Origin of the sequence: Catellatospora sp. NPDC049133 (assembly GCF_040648455.1) — a bacterium.
Classification (GTDB): Bacteria; Actinomycetota; Actinomycetes; order Mycobacteriales; family Micromonosporaceae; genus Catellatospora; species Catellatospora aurea.
Genome location: NZ_JBEZDT010000031.1, coordinates 1 through 15,932 on the forward strand (window position 1 = coordinate 1; position 15,932 = coordinate 15,932).

A 15,932-nucleotide genomic window follows, 5' to 3' on the forward strand; every position below is an offset into this window, starting at 1 on the left:
TCAGCCCCACCCCACCCCCCCCCCCGCCCCCGCCCCCCGCCCCCCGCCCCCCGCCCCCGCCTCGGCTGCGCTGCGCCGCGCCGCGTTGATCATGAACTTATGGCACGGCTCGACGGCGAGTCGTGTCCACAACCTCATGGTCACCTGACGTGCGGTCCGCGTACGCGATCGATCATGAAGTTGTGCCACCGCCACGCCGCTGAGCCGTGCCATAAGTTCATGATCAACGCGGCACCGCACGGCACCGCACGGCACGGCACGGCACCGCACGGCACGGCACCGCGCGGCGCGGCGCGGGCGGTGAAAACACCGATGCCCGGCTCCCATCGGGGAGCCGGGCATCAGGTGATGTCTTGGCGGTGCCGGGAAGGCACGCTGCGACGATCAGGCAGAGAGCGAAGCCAGCTTCTTGGCGATCGACGACTTGCGGTTCGCCGCCTGGTTCTTGTGGATCACGCCCTTGCTGACGGCCTTGTCCAGCTTGCGCGAGGCGTCGCGCAGCAGCGCGGTGGCGTTCTCGACGTCACCGGCGGCGGTCGCCTCGTGGAACTTGCGGACAGCGGTCTTCAGCGACGACTTGACCGACTTGTTGCGCAGCCGGGCCTTCTCGTTCTGCCGGTTGCGCTTGATCTGGGACTTGATGTTCGCCACGCGACAGCCTCGTCCTGCTCGTTTCGGTTGACTGGTTCAAATGGGCCGGCGCAACGAAGCACCAGCCGCGACGTGCCAGGTTACCAGGTGGCCTGGGCATCGGCCAAAACAGGCCGAGGTGACACCCGTCGCGGTGCCCGACCCGGACAGCCTACCGCCCCGCCCGCGCCACCCCTCCGGCACCCGTGGTCGGCCCGTGCGCGATGTGCATGATCGTCGTTTCGGGGCGAAAAGTGAAGCCGGACCACACTTCCCGACCACAGACAACGATCATGTGTGCTGCCGCGTGGCGGCCGGGCCAGGTGACCTTTCCGGGTGATGGGACGCGACACCCGCTCGTAGATCGAGGGCGGGCGCGGTCCGGATGGCAGACTGTGTTGCTGTGGACATCGAGCGGTTCTGGGCTCTGATCGAGCAGGCGCGTACGGACGTCGAGGGTGACATCGGCGAGGACGGCACCGGGCTGGCCAAGGCGCTGACCGCGCGGCTGTCGGCGCTGAGCCTGGCGGACATCGCCGGGTTCGCGACGCGGTTCGAACAGTTGCGTGCCGAGGCCGACCGCTACGACCTGTGGGGCGCCGCGCATCTGATCGGCGGCGGCTGCTCCGACGACGCGTTCGTCGACTTCCGCAGCGGGCTGATCGCGGCGGGCCGCAAGTGGTACGAGGCGGCGCTGGCCGACCCGGACGCGCTGGCCGGGCACCCGTCCGTGGTCGAGGCCGTGGAGTGGGACGACGACAGCGCGATCTTCGCCGAGTTGGTCGGGTACGCGGCCGCCGACGCGTTCCGGGAGGTCGCCGGGGCGGAGCTGGTGCTGCCCGAGGTGGCGAAGGCGCCGATCGCGGGCGAGGACTGGGACTTCGAGGACGACGACCAGATGCGCCACCGGCTGCCCCGGCTGAGCGCGCTGGTGCTGGGCTGGCCCGCGAACGAGGGCTGCCGCTGCTGAGCGAGGCCGCCGCGGGAGCGTCGGCGGCGGTAACGTTGAAGCCCGCTTCGGCACGGTCGGCGGGCGTGGGATCATAGGGGCGGCAATGACCGCCTCACGCCGAACGCGGCCCGTCGCCTGCGACCCGCTTTCCGCGCCTCACGCCCTATAGAACGGATCACCGTGCCTCCGCTGCTCGGATCTAACAAGCCCGGCGACACTGACCCGGCCGCCATCCGCAACTTCTGCATCATCGCCCACATCGACCACGGCAAGTCGACGCTGGCCGACCGCATGCTGCAGATCACCGAGGTGGTGGACCCGCGGCAGATGCGGGCGCAGTACCTCGACCGGATGGACATCGAGCGCGAGCGCGGCATCACCATCAAGAGCCAGGCGGTACGCCTGCCGTGGACCGTGCGCGAGGGCGAGCGGGCCGGTGAGCAGGTCGTCCTCAACATGATCGACACGCCTGGCCACGTCGACTTCACCTACGAGGTCTCGCGCAGCCTGGCCGCCTGCGAGGGCGCGATCCTGCTGGTGGACGCGGCCCAGGGCATCGAGGCGCAGACGCTGGCCAACCTGTACCTGGCGATGGAGAACAACCTCACCATCATCCCGGTCCTCAACAAGATCGACCTGCCCGCGGCGCAGCCGGAGAAGTACGCCGAGGAGCTCGCGCACCTGATCGGCTGCGAGCCGGAGGACTGCCTGCGGGTGTCCGGCAAGACCGGTGACGGTGTGGCGCACCTGCTCGACGAGATCGTCCGGCAGCTGCCCGCCCCGACCGGCGGCGACCCGAAGGCCCCGGCCCGCGCCATGATCTTCGACTCGGTGTACGACGTCTACCGCGGCGTGGTCACCTACATCCGGGTTATCGACGGCCGCCTCGACGCCCGCGACCGGATCAAGATGATGTCCACCGGCGCGGTGCACGAGCTGCTGGAGATCGGCGTGATCTCCCCGGAGCCGATCAAGGCGGGTTCGCTCAGCGTCGGCGAGGTCGGTTACCTGATCACGGGCGTGAAGGACGTGCGGCAGTCCCGGGTCGGCGACACCGTCACCCTGAACGCCAAGCCGGCCACCGAGCCGCTCGGCGGCTACAAGGACCCCAAGCCGATGGTGTACTCCGGCCTCTACCCGCTGGACGGCTCGGATTACCCGGAGCTGCGCGACGCCCTGGACAAGCTCAAGCTCAACGACGCGTCGCTGGTGTACGAACCGGAGACGTCGGCGGCGCTGGGCTTCGGCTTCCGCTGCGGCTTCCTCGGCCTGCTGCACCTGGAGATCATCCAGGAGCGGCTGGAGCGCGAGTTCGGCCTCGACCTGATCGCGACCGCGCCGAACGTGGTCTACCGCGTGGTCACCGACGACGGCAAGGAGATCACGGTCACCAACCCGAGCGAGTACCCGCACGGCAAGGTCGCCGAGGTGTACGAGCCCGTGGCCCGCGCGACGGTGCTGACGCCCAACGACTACGTCGGCGCGGTGATGGAGCTGTGCCAGGGCCGCCGCGGCGTGCTCCAGGGCATGGACTACCTGTCGGCCGACCGTGTCGAGCTGCGTTACACGCTGCCGCTCGGCGAGATCATCTTCGACTTCTTCGACCAGCTGAAGTCGCGTACCAAGGGCTACGCCAGCCTGGACTACGAGCCCAGCGGCGAGCAGGCCTCCGACCTGGTCAAGGTGGACATCCTGCTGCAGGGTGAGCCGGTCGACGCGTTCAGCGCGATCGTGCACAAGGACAAGGCCTACACGTACGGCACGACGATCGCCTCCAAGCTGCAGAAGCTGATCCCGCGCCAGCAGTTCGAGGTGCCGATCCAGGCGGCCATCGGCTCACGGGTCATCGCCCGCGAGACGATCCGCGCGATCCGCAAGGACGTGCTGGCCAAGTGCTACGGCGGTGACATCAGCCGGAAGCGCAAGCTGCTGGAGAAGCAGAAGGAAGGCAAGAAGCGCATGAAGATGGTCGGCCGGGTCGAGGTGCCCCAGGAGGCCTTCATCGCCGCGCTGTCCACCTCGGAGGCACCCGAGGGCGGCAAGAAGAAGTGACGTTCGCGGGACACTGCTTCCGCTGCGGCGCGGCCCTTGCGGCCGCGCCGCCGTCCGTCTGCGGGAGCTGTGGGTACCGGCAGTACCTCAATGCCCGCCCGACGGCCAGTCTCATCGTGCTCGACGGCGCCGGGAGCTTCCTGGCGTTGCGCCGCTCGCGGCCGCCCCGCGAGGGGTTGTGGGAGACGCCGGGCGGCTTCTGCGACGCCTGGGAGGAGCCCGCCGACGCGGCCCGCCGCGAGGCCCGTGAGGAACTGGGCGTCGACATCGAGCTGGGCGCGTTCGTCGGCATGTACGTCGGCGACTACGAGTTCCAGGGCGAGCGCCTGCCCGTGCTCGACTGCTTCTTCCTCGCCACCCTGCCGGCCGGCGCCCACCTGCGCCTAGACCCCGACGAGTCGTGCGAGTCCGCCTGGCTGCCAGTGACGAACCCTCCCGCCATGGCCTTCACCACCATGGACCGCGCCCTCCGCGACGCCGCCGCCTTCCTCCCCACCCACTGACCCGCCCCACCTCCGCCCCCGCGGCACGTACCCGACGGCACGGCCCCATGATCGCCGAACTTGCCTGGCAGGTGGGCGGATGGCCGGCCGAGATACGCCCAGTTGCCGGGCAAGTCGGGTGATCATGAGGGGTCGCCCGTGTGGGTTATGGCTGTTCGGTTGGTCGGGGTGGACTGTCGGCCAAGATCTGCTGACAAAAGGCCTGGAGCCGTAGTAACTGGGCAATCTACCCATCGTTACCCCAAGTGCAGTGTTTTGCCGCTTTCGCCCGATATGAGGGCATAGCAGGTTCCAAAGTCGCACAAGGAGTGACGATGCAGATGAAGAAGGCCGGAGCCGTCGCCACGGGCGCTCTCGCTACAGTGGCGATCATGGGGGCTCCTGCCGCTGCGGCGCCCAGCACGGACGCCTCTGCGCTGACCCAGGCCAGCACCTCCACCGAGGGCAAGACCACCTCGATGCGCCAGGTCGGGGCCAACCAGCTGAAGCTCGCCCGCGGCGGCGGCTTCGACAACAACGGCTGGGACGCGCCGTGGGACATCGACTCGGCGTCGGTCGTCGCGCTGCTCAACGGTACGGTCGTCAACGTGGCCGCCCTCCAGCAGTGTGGCTCCACCAGCGGCAACGTGGTGGGCATCTCGGTGCCGATCACCTCGCCGAACACCGTGGTCTCGGGCTTCGGCCACGACGACGGCTACGGCCACAAGAACGACATCGCGTGCGCCAACGCCAACGTCAAGATCAAGCAGACGGACAAGCAGGCGGCGATCCTCGGCGTCGGCAACGACTCCGCGATCAACATCGCGTCGATCCAGTCCTGCGGCTCGACCGACGGCCAGGTCGTCGGCATCACCGTGCCGATCACCTCGCCGAACACGGTCATCGGTGACTGCCAGAACAGCAACATCGAGATCAACGGCTCCGACGAGTGGGACAACGACGACCACTGGCAGGAGTCGGCCCGGACCGAGGCCATGCCGATGGGCCAGTCCCTGGCGATGGACAAGGCCCGTCAGGCCCTGGTCAAGAAGGTCGGCGCGCTGAAGAACCGCAGCGCGTGGGCCAACCGGGCCAACGCCCGCGTCGCCCCGCAGGCGCGCGGCGGCGGCTGGGACGCCCCGTGGGACCAGGACTCCGTCAGCCTGATCTCCGCGCTGAACGGCACCGCCGTGCAGCTGATCACGGCCCAGGCCTGTGGCTCGACCTCGCCCGACGTGCTCAGCGTGGCGATCCCGATCACCTCGCCGAACACCGTCATCGGTGACTGCAAGAACGCCAACGTGAAGATCAGCAAGGACGACCCCAAGGGTGTCATCGCCGCCCTGGACAACACCTCGCTGAACGTGCTCCCGCTGCAGTCCTGCGGCTCCACGAGCGCGAACATCATCGCCGCGGCGGTTCCGATCACCTCGCCGAACACCGTCATCGGCAGCTGCTACAACGCCAACACGGTCATCGACTAGTCGCTGAACCGGCACGGCGGACGGGGCGGGTCGCGCCAGCGCGACTCGCCCCTTCGAATGCTCGCCAACGACAACTCATGCCGCGCTGACGTGTGCCTGCGACTCGGGCGCCGGCGGCACTGAATACAAGGAGTGACGATGCAGATAGGAAAGGCCGGGGTCGTCGCGGCCGGAGCGCTCGCTACGGTGGCGGTGATGGGTTCCGCGGCGACCGCCGCGCCCGCGGCCGGACCGGCGCACGTGGATCCCGTCAGGACCGCCGCGACCACCTTGAAGCAGGCGGCGGTGCAGCAGGCCGCGGGGCAGGCGCTCGCTGCCGTGAAGACCGTGAAGGACGTCGCCCGCGGCCCCCAGCGGGAGGTGCGCCAGCCGCTGATCTCCATCGCCAACGGCAGCGCGCTGACCACCGGCGCGTGGCAGGCGTGCGGCTCGGCATCGGCTCAGGTCGTATCGGCCGCGGTCGCGCTCCGCTCCCCGAACACCGTGCTGGGCGACTGTGCCAACGGCAACGTCCTGATCCGGCAGAACCAGGTGCAGGGGGTCATCTCGATCCTGGACGACACCTCGGTGAACGCGCTGCCGATCCAGGTCTGCGGCTCGAACGCGGCCATCGCCGGCGTCACGGCCGCAGTCGCCTCGCCCGCCACCGTGGTGGGCGACTGCTCCAACGCCAACACGTTCATCGCCGCGCCGAAGGTGGGCGCTCAGGAGGGGCCGCAGAGCCTGGTGTCACTGCTCAGCGGCTCGGTCGTGAACGCCGCGGCCGTCCAGGTCTGTGGTTCGACCGCGTCGATCGTCGGCGTGGCCGCGGCCGTGAATTCGCCGACCACCGTGCTGGGTGACTGCTACAACAGCAACAGCACCATCCAGAAGCGCAAGAACCCGGCGGTGCTCCCGCTGCTCAGCAACCAGGTCCTGGACATCCTGCCGCTGCAGACCTGCGCGTCGTCCGGCCTGCTCGGCCAGCTCGGCCCGGCGCTGCCGATCAACAGCTCGGCGTTCGTCGCCGGCCAGTGCGTCACCGGCGGGCAGAAGATCCTGGACTGACCGCCCGTCACCAGCAGTGAGGCCGGGCCGCGAGATGCGGCCCGGCCTCACTGTCGGTTCATGCGCTGGTCAGCGCAGCCAGGGGACGTTGCGGTCCAGCAGGCCGCGCTCCTTCAGTTCGGCGCGCAGCGGGATCGTGTCGTCGATCCAGCCGCCCTCGCCGACGCCCCACATGTTCTGCACCTTCAGGTTGCCGAACGCCTCGCCGATGAGCTGGCGCTGCACCGGGGTGAGGCCGGCGTACCACGCGGACTCGCGGTCGATCGGCATGTCGTCGACCGGGCGGATCCAGCGGTAGGTGTAGCTCATGAAGAGCATCTTGCGCGTCACGTCCGAGCGGTTGCGCGAGCGCGAGTGCCACAGGCGGCGGTCGAAGATGAACGCGTCACCGGGCTTGGCCAGCCACGGCACGGCGCCCTCCGGACCCTTGGCGATCTCGGTCGGGTCGGTCGGCCGGTACATGTGGTTGTTCAGGTGCGAACCGGGGATGCACAGGGTCTGGCCCCGGCCCGGCTCCGAGATGTCGCTGAGCACGATGGCGACCTTGATCGACAGCATCGGCCGCGGGATGTCGCCGTAGTACGGGGCGTAGTACTCCGCGTCGGAGTTCTGCCGCCAGCCGTCCTGGTGCCACTCCCAGCGCGGCGTCTCGTCCTCCTCGTAAGGCGGGTTGACGTCGAGGTGGTTGTGCTGGGAGTAGATGTTCCAGCCGGCCAGACCCCAGACCCAGCGGAAGGTCGGGGAGTAGTCGAGCATCCGGGCGAAGGCCGAGCTGTGGCTGACGGCGCCGAGCAGGTGCAGCGAGCCGGTCTTGTCGATGTGACCGGTGCTCTTGTTCTCGCCGTACAGGCGGTCGGCCTCGGCCTGGAGTTCGGCCACGATCTCGGGGCTGACGACACCGGGGAGGTGCTTGTACCCGTTCTCGTGGAATTCCTTGCGCTCGGCGTCGGTGAGCGGCGCGTAGTCCGTCGCCGGCTCCTGAGAGGTGATGGTCATGTCCTCCCCTTGCGTCCTTCCAGACTTGGGCACAGTCGAAGGCAGGATCGGGGCGCGCGACTTGGGGGGTGGCGTGCCGGGATGAGCAACCTTCGCGAACGAGTGCCGATACTAACTCGCGTTCCCGAGTGACGTCGTCGCGCGGGGACCGTCAGCGCGGCCTGCCACCAGGGTCACCCGCCCGCGACGACCTCGGCCACCACCTGTTCGGCCACTTTCTCCGCGCTCGACCACGCGCGGTCACCGGCGGACCACTGCTGGTCGGCGAAGGTCACCCGGGTGACCCCGGTGATCGGCGCCTGGGCCACCAGCCAGTGCGCGAACTGCCAGCCCGCCTTGCTGTTGGCGGCCGGTACGCGTAGGGCGGCGCCCTCGGCGGTGACGCCCTTGGCCTTGGCGGTGCCGAAGTCGGCCTTGATCCGGTCGGCCAGCGCCTTCGCGGTCGCGGCGTCGGCCGGTGGCTCGTCACTGTACGTGTCGCAGGTCACACCGCCGGCCTGCTGCCCGGTCAGCACCTTGGCCAGCACGGTCGCCTCCTCGGCCCACTTCTCGTAGGCCTCCGGGTAGGCCGAGCGCTGCACCCGCTGGGCGGCCTCGGTGACCCGCATCTTCTGCCACCCCTTGACCTTCAGCAGGCTGGTGTAGAAGCGCTTGGCGGCGTGCCGCGGATCCATGATCTGCTTCGCGGTGCCCCAGCCCTGGCTGGGCCGCTGCTGGAACAGGCCGAGCGAGTCGTGGTCGTTGCCCTCGCCGAGATGCTCCAGGTTGCGCAGCTTCGACTCCTGCAGGGCGGTGGCCAACGCGACGATCACGGCGCGGTCGGGCACGTTGCGGCTGATCCCCACGGCGGCGATGGTCGCGGCGTTGGCCATCTGCTCCGGGTCCAGGCGCACCTCGCCGTCGGCGCGGGCCACGCACTCGGGCGCGCCGAGCCGGGGGAGCGGGATCTCGAGCTTGCCGTCGACCTGCTGCCGGGCGAGGTAGCCGCCGACGCCGAACACCACGGCGAGGATCACCAGGGCGGTCAGCGCGTGCTTGCCCTTCACAGCGGCCTCCTCGACATGTGCGCGGGGGCGGGCGGCTTGTCGAAGTCCCCAAGCCGCCCGCCCCCGCCGCGGGCTCGTTCAGGCCACCCTACGGGGTGGCCGCCGCAACGGCACCGTCCTCGTCGGACCGCGGAACCCAAGCGGCATCCCGTTTCTCCCGGAATGCGGCGACTCCCTCGCGGCCCTCGGCGGAGCCGAAGAACCGCAGCGAGATTTCCGACAGGTACGCCAGCTCGGCGTCCAGCTCCGGCTCCGGGCGGCGGCGCAGCAGTTCCTTCGTCGTCGCCAGCGAGGCGGGTGCGCCCCGGACCAGGCTCTCGCACCAGCGCGCGACGACCGCGTCCACGTCGTCGTCCGGCGCGGTCGCGGTGACCAGCCCGATCGCGGCGGCGCGGGGGCCGTCGAAGACGTCGCCGGTCAGGTACAGCTCCGCGGCGGCGCGCGGGGCCAGCCGGGGCAGCACCGTGGCGGAGATCAGCGCGGGCACCACCCCCAGCCGCACCTCGGTGAAGGCGAACGTGGCACCCGCCGTGCACACGGCGAGGTCGGCGGCGGCGATCAGGCCCAGCCCGCCGGCGCGGGCCGGTCCCCGCACCACGGCCACCACGGGCTTGGCCGACCGGGCCACCGCGCCCAGCACGTCACCCAGCAGCGCGGCCGGCATCTGCCCGGACTTCGCCGCGGCGGCGGTCTCGGCCAGGTCGGCGCCGGAGCAGAAGACCGGGCCGGTGTGGTCGAGCACGATCACCCGTACGCGGTCGTCGGCGTTCGCCCCGGCCAGCGCCGCCAGCAGCTCGGTCATCAACCGGTGCGACAGCGCGTTGCGGTTGTGCGGGCTGTCGAGGGTGATCGTCGTTACGCCGCGGGCGTGGGTGACCCGGACGAGGTGGGAGTCAGGTGAGGACATGAGGGCAGACTAGAGCCGTGGCCCAGCTTCCCGACGGTGAACCCGTACCCGACACCGGTGTCCTGCCCGAGTCCGCACTGGCCGACGTCGGCGGGCGCGGCTTCGGCGTTTACCTGCACGTGCCGTTCTGCGCCAGCCGCTGCGGGTACTGCGACTTCAACACCTACACCGCCTCGGAGCTGGGCGGCGCGGACACCGAGGGCTACGTCGAGGCGGTGCTGGCCGAGCTGGCGCTGGCCGCGAAGGTGCTGCCCGCCCCGCCGCGGGTGGACACCGTCTTCGTCGGCGGCGGCACGCCCACCCTGCTCAAGCCGGCGCAGCTCGGCCGGATGCTGGAGGCGGTCGACAGCACGTGGGGACTGGCCGCCGGAGCGGAGGTCACCACCGAGGCCAACCCCGAGTCGGTGAACCCCGCCTCGCTGCGGGAGCTGCGCGCGGCCGGGTTCACCCGGATCTCGCTGGGCATGCAGTCGGCCGCGCCCGGGGTGCTGCGCATCCTGGACCGCAAGCACACCGCCGGGCGCGCCCCGGCCGCCGCGCTCGAGGCGCGGGAGGCCGGGTTCGAGCACGTCAACCTGGACCTGATCTACGGGACGCCGGGGGAGACCGAGGACGACTTCGCCGCCTCGCTGGCCGCGGTGGTCGGCGCGGGGGTGGACCACGTCAGCGCGTACGCCCTGATCGTGGAGGACGGCACCCGCCTGTCGGCCCGGATCCGGCGCGGGGAGCTGGCGTCCCCGGACGACGACGTGGCCGCCGACCGCTACCTGGCGGCCGAGGCGGCGCTGTCCGCCGCCGGGCTGAACTGGTACGAGGTCTCCAACTGGGCCGCCGACGAGGCCGCCCGGTGCGCGCACAACCTGCTCTACTGGCGCGGCGGCGACTGGTGGGGCCTCGGGCCCGGCGCGCACAGCCACGTCGGGGGGGTGCGCTGGTGGAACGTCAAGCACCCGGCGAAGTACGCGGCCCGGCTGGGCGAAGGGCTCTCCCCGGGTCTGGGCCGGGAGGTGCTGACCGAAGAGCAGCGCCACACCGAGGACGTGCTGCTACGGCTGCGCCTGAGCGAGGGCCTGCCGCTCGGCGTGCTGGACGAGGCCGGGCGCACCGCGGCCGGGCAGGCTTTGGCCGACGGGCTGCTGGAGCCCTCCGCGTACGCAGAAGGCCGCGCAGCACTGACGCTGCGCGGCCGTCTCCTCGCGGACGCGGTGGTCCACTCCTTGCTGGCCTGGTGACCCGACTTACTTGATCAGGCTCATGGTCAGCGGGTACTTCGGCAGCTCGCCGTTGTTGGCCTTGACACCGGCCATGACGCCCATGATCAGCGGGAACAGCGGCACGAAGAACAGCACCATGGGCAGGATCAGCCAGCTCAGGCAGCTGCCGACGCAGAGGCTCACGATGCTGATGACGCCCCAGAGGATCTGGAAGTTCAGCGCGGCGGTCGCGTGCGCCTTGACCGTGGGCGACTCGTTGCCCTTCACGAGCAGCGCGACCAGCGGCGCGACGAACCAGGTCAGCGCGCCACCGAAGTGGGCGACCAGGGCCCAGGTCTTGTCGTCCGGGTTGGCGTAGCCGACCGGGGCGGGGCCGCCGACGGACGGCGGGGGGGTGTAGCCGCCGGGTGCGGACGGCGGGGGAGACGCGGGGGCCGACGGCGGCGCTGCCGGGGCCGGCGGCTCGTAAGAGGGGGCCGAAGGAACCGGCGGCTCCGAGGAGCCGGGCGGGGTGGGTTCACTCATGCCCGACAGGCTAGGTCTGTGGATCAATCGGCGCCAGTCAACACCCGTGACCGATAGGCGACACTGTGCCACCCGAATGACCGAGTTCACCTGCCGTCCACTTTGCCGATGGTCGCGCCCGGTGTCGGTAGAGCGCGATGTCTACCCCGTCACCACGCCTATGCCGTCCGGGTGACCGCCCACGTAGACTGGCACTCACTCACGACGAGTGCCAGCCGGGAGGTGCGTATGGGTCTGGATGACCGCAAGCTTGAAGTGCTGCGTGCCATCGTCGAGGACTACGTCGCGACGCAGGAGCCGGTGGGGAGCAAGGCGCTGGTCGAGCGGCACGCCCTGGGTGTGTCGCCGGCGACCGTGCGCAACGACATGGCCGTGCTGGAGGAGGAGGGTTTCATCCGCCAGCCGCACACGTCGGCCGGCCGGGTGCCCACCGACCGGGGCTACCGCCTGTTCGTCGACCGGCTGTCGCGGGTCAAGCCGCTCTCCCCGGCCGAGCGCCGGGCGATCGAGCGGTTCCTGGTCGGCGCGGTCGACCTCGACGACGTGGTGCACCGCGCGGTGCGGCTGCTCGCGCAGCTCACCCGCCAGGTCGCCGTGGTGCAGTACCCGAGCCTGACCCGTTCGGCCGTACGCCATCTGGAACTGGTCCCGGTCTCCACCACCCGGCTGCTGCTCGTCATGATCACCGACACCGGCCGGGTCGAGCAGCGGGTCGTCGAACTGCCCGGCCCGGTGGAGCCGGACGAGATCACCGAGCTGCGCCGCACCCTCAACGCGACCCTGGTCGGCGTGAAGCTGGTGGACACCCCGCCGCTGGTGCAGGGCCTGGTCGAGCGGGCCGAGCCGCAGGGCAAGGCAACCATGAGCACGCTGGTCAGCGTCCTGCTGGAGACCCTCGTCGAGCGGCACGAGGAGCGGCTGGCCCTGGCCGGCACGTCGAACCTGGCCCGGATGGGCCCGCTGGACCTGAGCACCGGCGCGCTGCGGCCGATCCTGGAGGCGCTGGAGGAGGAGGTCATCCTGCTCAAGCTCTTCGACGAGGTGAAGTCGGGCGCGGCCCGGGTGCGCATCGGCGACGAGAACGAGGTCGTCGACCTGCGGGCCACCTCGGTGGTCAGCACGGGCTACGGTCCGGGCGCGACCGTCGTGGGCGGGATGGGCATCGTCGGCCCGACCCGCATGGACTACCCCGGCACCATCGCCACCGTTCGCGCCGTGGCGCGTTACGTGGGCGAGATGCTGGGACATTGATTCCGAATTTCCTGTTGTTGCTGAACGAGGCTTGAGGACAGCGTGGCCAAGGACTACTACGGCATTCTCGGCGTTCCCAAGGACGCCGACGCCGACGACATCAAGCGGGCTTACCGCAAGCTCGCCCGTCAGTACCACCCGGACGTCAATCCGGACCCGGCCGCGGCGGAGAAGTTCAAGGACATCAACAACGCGTACGAGGTCCTCTCCGACGACCAGAAGCGGCGCATGGTGGACCTGGGCGGCGACCCGCTCGCGCCGGGCGGAGGCGGCGCGGGTCCGGGCGGCCCCGGCGGCGGCCCGTTCGTGGGCTTCCAGGACATCATGGACGCCTTCTTCGGCGGCAGCGGCTCGCGCGGCCCGCGCCCGCGCACCCGGCCGGGTGCCGACGCGATCCTGCGGCTGGACCTGGACCTGTTCGAGACCGCGTTCGGCGTCGAGGCGCCGATCACCGTGGACACGGCTGTGCTGTGCACCACCTGCTCCGGCGCCGGCACCGCGGCGGGCACCCATCCGCAGACCTGCGACACGTGTGGCGGGCGCGGCGAGGTGCAGTCGGTGCAGCGCACCTTCCTGGGCCAGGTCGTGTCGTCGCGCCCGTGCAACGCCTGCCAGGGCTTCGGCACCACCATCCCGCACCCGTGCCCGACCTGCGCCGGCGACGGCCGCGTCCGCACCCGGCGCAGCCTGACGGTGAAGATCCCGGCCGGCGTCGAGGACGGCATGCGCATCCGGCTGGCCAACCAGGGTGAGGTCGGCCCCGGCGGCGGCCCGTCCGGCGACCTGTACGTGGAGATCCACGAGCGGGCCCACGACGTGTACGCGCGCAAGGGCGACGACCTGCACTGCAAGGTCACCGTCCCGATGACCGCGGCCGCCCTGGGCACCCGCCTCACCATCAAGACCCTGGACTCCGAGGAGCAGGTCGAGGTCAAGCCCGGCACCCAGCCGAACTCGACCCTGCGCATCCGCGCCAAGGGCGTCCCGCACCTGCGCGGCACCGGCCGCGGCGACCTCTTCGTGCACCTCGACGTCCGCACCCCCACCCGCCTCGACGGCGAGCAGGAGCGCATGCTCCGCGAGTTCGCCCGCGCCCGCGGCGAGGAGGTCGCCGAACTCTCCAAGCAGGGCGGCTTCTTCTCCCGAGTCCGCGACGCCTTCAACGGCCACTGACGGTTTTTCCGCGTTGATCATGAACTTATGGCACGGTTCGACGGTGTGTCGGTGCCATAAGTTCATGATCACCATTGGAGGGTGTCTGCCGTGAGCGCGCCGCTGTTTCTTGTCGACGAGCTGCCCTCGGGGCGGCTTTACACACTCGGCGGGGCGGAGGGCCACCATGCCGCGACCGTGCAGCGGCTGCGGGTGGGTGAGGCGCTGCTGCTCGCCGACGGGCGCGGCGGTATGGCGTCCGCGGTGGTCGCGGCCGTCGGCAAGGGCACGCTCGACCTCACCGTGACCGAGCTGCGGTACGCCCACGCGCCCGACCCCCGCCTCACCGTCGCCCAGGGCATAGCCAAAGGCGACCGCGGTGAACTGGCCGTGCAGGCGATGACCGAGGTCGGGGTCGACGAGATCCTGCCCTGGGCCGCGTCGCGCAGCGTCGCCCAGTGGCGCGGCGACCGGGGCGCGAAATCCCGAGAGAAGTGGGCGGCGGTCGCCCGCGAGGCCGCCAAGCAGGCCCGCCGCACGTTCCTGCCCGTGGTCGGCGGCGACCCCGACCTGTCCACGAAACAGCTCGTCCAGCGGCTCACGACGGCCTCGGCCGCGTACGTGCTGCACGAGGAGGCCACCGAGCGGCTGTCCCAGGTCGAGCTGCCCGCCGCCGGGGAGATCGTGCTGGTCGTCGGCCCCGAGGGCGGCATCGACGACGCCGAGATCACGGCGTTCCTCGCCGCCGGTGCGGTGGCGGTGCGCCTGGGCGAGAACGTGTTGCGTACCTCGACGGCCGGTGTCGCGGCCCTCAGCGTGCTCGCCACCCGCCTGCACCGCTGGTGACTCCCGAGCGACTTTGCTCTGCACCCATTTGCTTGCTCTGCACCCACCGCCGTGACGGCCGCGCCCGGCCACCGCCGCGAGGTGAGCGCCCGACCGCGGCGCGTCCGCCATGATCGCTCGACTTGCCAGGCACCTGTGCGAAAGCGCGTTCAAGATACGCACATCTGCCAGGCAAGTCGGATGACCTTGGCTCTCGGTCAGCGGAGGTGGGAGGCGCCGTTGAGGTCGAGGACGGCGCCGGAGGCCCACTCGGCGGCGGGGTCGGCGAGCCAGAGGACGGCGGCGGCGATCTCCTCGGGGCGGGCGACCCGGCCGAACGGGCTCTGCGCGGCGTGCTCGGCGCCCCGGGGGACCTTGTAGGCGGCGTTGGTCTCGTCCTCCTGGACGTAGCCGGGGGCCACGGTGGCGACGGCGATGCGGTACGGGGCCAGCGCCACGGCCAGGGACTGGCCCATGGCGTGCAGGCCGGCCTTGGCCGCGCCGTACGCGGGCTGGCCGGGCTCGCCGCGGTAGGCCCCGCGGGAGCCCACGTTGATCACGCGGGCGGACGGGGAGCCCGGGGGACGGGCCAGCATGTGCCGGACCGCGCAGTAGGTGACGTTCGCCGGGCCGGTCAGGTTCACCGCGAGCGTGCGCGTCCACAGCTCCTGCCACTGCTCGTAGGTGACCCCGGTGATCGGATGCGGGTAGGCCTGCCCGGCGTTGTTGATCAGCACGTCGAGCCCGCCCAGCGCCTGCGCGGCGGCGTCGACCATCGTGGCGACGGCGGCCGGGTCGGCGAGGTCCGCGCGTACGACCGCATGCCCTTGGCCGGGCAGCGATGCCCGCAGCGACTCGGCGAGGTCGGCGGAGTCGCGGTGGTGGATGGCGACGCGGTCGCCGCGGGCGGCGAACGCGGCCGCGACGGCCCGGCCCACGCCGCGTGACGCCCCGGTGACCAGCACCGCTCGTGAATCGGACATGGGGGCAGCCTACGATCTGTCTCGTGACCGTTGCCGACTGCCTGTTCTGCCGCATCGTGGCGGGGGAGATCCCCGCGACGGTGGTCGCCGAGACCGAGCGCACCCTGGCCTTCCGGGACATCGCGCCGAAGGCCCCCACCCACGTGCTGGTGATCCCGAAGGAGCACTACGCCGACGTCGCGACGCTGGCCGCGGGCGATTCCGCGCTGGCCGGCGAGGTGCTGGCCACCGTCGCCGACGTGGCCACGGCTGAGGGCGTGGTCGGCGAGGGCTTCCGGGTGATCTTCAATACCGGCGCTTCGGTGGGGCAGACCGTGTTCCACGCGCACGCGCACGTGCTCGGCGGCGTCGACATGGACGGCGATCTCACCGGGTAGTCTCGCCGC

Annotated in this window: 16 protein-coding genes; 10 read left to right on the forward strand and 6 right to left on the reverse strand. The window is 71.0% G+C overall.

Annotated elements, in window-relative coordinates:
* Positions 1 to 384: 384 nt before the first annotated feature.
* Positions 385 to 651, reverse strand: coding sequence for a 30S ribosomal protein S20 (gene rpsT, locus AB0B35_RS30045; protein ID WP_361051555.1), 267 nt, complete (start codon positions 649 to 651; stop codon positions 385 to 387).
* Between the two features lie 382 nt (positions 652 to 1,033).
* On the opposite strand from rpsT, the gene AB0B35_RS30050 reads away from it, so the two are divergent.
* The 5 genes from AB0B35_RS30050 to AB0B35_RS30070 all read left to right on the forward strand — a co-directional run bounded on the left by AB0B35_RS30050 (position 1,034) and on the right by AB0B35_RS30070 (position 6,647).
* Entirely contained in the window at positions 1,034 to 1,600 is a 567-nt protein-coding gene (locus AB0B35_RS30050; RefSeq protein WP_361051558.1) for a DUF4240 domain-containing protein, read from the forward strand.
* Positions 1,601 to 1,762: 162 nt separating this feature from the next.
* Positions 1,763 to 3,634: a translation elongation factor 4 gene (gene lepA / locus AB0B35_RS30055; protein ID WP_361051561.1), complete on the forward strand. Its 1,872-nt coding sequence runs from the start codon at positions 1,763 to 1,765 to the stop codon at positions 3,632 to 3,634.
* Positions 3,631 to 4,137 (forward strand): NUDIX hydrolase, encoded by a 507-nt coding sequence (locus tag AB0B35_RS30060; protein ID WP_361051564.1) that lies wholly within the window; start codon positions 3,631 to 3,633, stop codon positions 4,135 to 4,137. The genes lepA and AB0B35_RS30060 overlap by 4 nt, the downstream gene beginning before the upstream one ends.
* A 314-nt stretch (positions 4,138 to 4,451) precedes the next feature.
* On the forward strand, positions 4,452 to 5,600 hold the full coding sequence (locus AB0B35_RS30065; RefSeq protein WP_361051567.1) for a hypothetical protein: 1,149 nt from the start codon (positions 4,452 to 4,454) through the stop codon (positions 5,598 to 5,600).
* 138 nt (positions 5,601 to 5,738) lie between these two features.
* Positions 5,739 to 6,647 carry a hypothetical protein gene (locus AB0B35_RS30070; protein ID WP_361051570.1) on the forward strand — a complete coding sequence of 303 codons (909 nt, stop codon included), beginning with the start codon at positions 5,739 to 5,741 and terminating at the stop codon, positions 6,645 to 6,647.
* A 69-nt stretch (positions 6,648 to 6,716) separates the two neighbouring features.
* Here AB0B35_RS30070 and AB0B35_RS30075 read toward each other — a convergent pair whose 3' ends face one another.
* The 3 genes from AB0B35_RS30075 to AB0B35_RS30085 form a co-directional block, all read right to left on the reverse strand.
* Complete coding sequence (locus tag AB0B35_RS30075; RefSeq protein ID WP_361051573.1) at positions 6,717 to 7,643, reverse strand: phytanoyl-CoA dioxygenase family protein; 927 nt, start codon at positions 7,641 to 7,643, stop codon at positions 6,717 to 6,719.
* Between the two features lie 173 nt (positions 7,644 to 7,816).
* On the reverse strand, positions 7,817 to 8,689 hold the full coding sequence (locus tag AB0B35_RS30080) for a hypothetical protein (protein WP_361051576.1): 873 nt from the start codon (positions 8,687 to 8,689) through the stop codon (positions 7,817 to 7,819).
* Between the two features lie 88 nt (positions 8,690 to 8,777).
* Positions 8,778 to 9,596 (reverse strand): enoyl-CoA hydratase-related protein, encoded by an 819-nt coding sequence (locus tag AB0B35_RS30085; RefSeq protein WP_361051579.1) that lies wholly within the window; start codon positions 9,594 to 9,596, stop codon positions 8,778 to 8,780.
* Between the two features lie 17 nt (positions 9,597 to 9,613).
* On the opposite strand from AB0B35_RS30085, the gene hemW reads away from it, so the two are divergent.
* Positions 9,614 to 10,828, forward strand: coding sequence for a radical SAM family heme chaperone HemW (gene hemW / locus AB0B35_RS30090; protein WP_361051582.1), 1,215 nt, complete (start codon positions 9,614 to 9,616; stop codon positions 10,826 to 10,828).
* Positions 10,829 to 10,834: 6 nt separating this feature from the next.
* Here the strand turns inward: hemW and AB0B35_RS30095 are convergent, their stop codons facing one another.
* Positions 10,835 to 11,335: a DUF4870 domain-containing protein gene (locus AB0B35_RS30095; RefSeq protein ID WP_361051585.1), complete on the reverse strand. Its 501-nt coding sequence runs from the start codon at positions 11,333 to 11,335 to the stop codon at positions 10,835 to 10,837.
* A gap of 228 nt (positions 11,336 to 11,563) precedes the next feature.
* On the opposite strand from AB0B35_RS30095, the gene hrcA reads away from it, so the two are divergent.
* The 3 genes from hrcA (at position 11,564) to AB0B35_RS30110 (ending at position 14,584) form a co-directional block, all read left to right on the forward strand.
* A complete protein-coding gene (hrcA, locus tag AB0B35_RS30100) occupies positions 11,564 to 12,586 on the forward strand; it encodes a heat-inducible transcriptional repressor HrcA (RefSeq protein WP_361051588.1) in 1,023 nt (340 codons plus the stop codon).
* Positions 12,587 to 12,628: 42 nt separating this feature from the next.
* Positions 12,629 to 13,759 (forward strand): molecular chaperone DnaJ, encoded by a 1,131-nt coding sequence (gene dnaJ / locus AB0B35_RS30105; RefSeq protein ID WP_360533498.1) that lies wholly within the window; start codon positions 12,629 to 12,631, stop codon positions 13,757 to 13,759.
* A 90-nt stretch (positions 13,760 to 13,849) separates the two neighbouring features.
* The gene (locus tag AB0B35_RS30110) at positions 13,850 to 14,584 is read left to right on the forward strand and encodes a 16S rRNA (uracil(1498)-N(3))-methyltransferase (protein ID WP_361051590.1); all 735 of its coding nucleotides are present in this window, start codon (positions 13,850 to 13,852) and stop codon (positions 14,582 to 14,584) included.
* 197 nt (positions 14,585 to 14,781) lie between these two features.
* On the opposite strand, the gene AB0B35_RS30115 is transcribed toward AB0B35_RS30110, so the two are convergent.
* Entirely contained in the window at positions 14,782 to 15,546 is a 765-nt protein-coding gene (locus tag AB0B35_RS30115) for an SDR family oxidoreductase (RefSeq protein ID WP_361051593.1), read from the reverse strand.
* Between the two features lie 23 nt (positions 15,547 to 15,569).
* Here AB0B35_RS30115 and AB0B35_RS30120 point away from each other — a divergent pair, with 23 nt between their 5' ends.
* Positions 15,570 to 15,923, forward strand: a complete 354-nt coding sequence (locus AB0B35_RS30120; protein WP_360533489.1) for a histidine triad nucleotide-binding protein — start codon at positions 15,570 to 15,572, stop codon at positions 15,921 to 15,923.
* Positions 15,924 to 15,932 lie beyond the last annotated feature (9 nt).

Coding starts and splice junctions, on each gene's coding strand:
- AB0B35_RS30065 (WP_361051567.1), top strand. CDS start 4,452: ATGCAGATGAAGAAGGCCGGAGCCGTCGCCACGGGCGCTCTCGCTACA.
- AB0B35_RS30070 (WP_361051570.1), top strand. CDS start 5,739: ATGCAGATAGGAAAGGCCGGGGTCGTCGCGGCCGGAGCGCTCGCTACG.
- AB0B35_RS30075 (WP_361051573.1), bottom strand. CDS start 7,643: ATGACCATCACCTCTCAGGAGCCGGCGACGGACTACGCGCCGCTCACC.
- AB0B35_RS30085 (WP_361051579.1), bottom strand. CDS start 9,596: ATGTCCTCACCTGACTCCCACCTCGTCCGGGTCACCCACGCCCGCGGC.
- AB0B35_RS30095 (WP_361051585.1), bottom strand. CDS start 11,335: ATGAGTGAACCCACCCCGCCCGGCTCCTCGGAGCCGCCGGTTCCTTCG.
- hrcA (WP_361051588.1), top strand. CDS start 11,564: ATGGGTCTGGATGACCGCAAGCTTGAAGTGCTGCGTGCCATCGTCGAG.
- AB0B35_RS30115 (WP_361051593.1), bottom strand. CDS start 15,546: ATGTCCGATTCACGAGCGGTGCTGGTCACCGGGGCGTCACGCGGCGTG.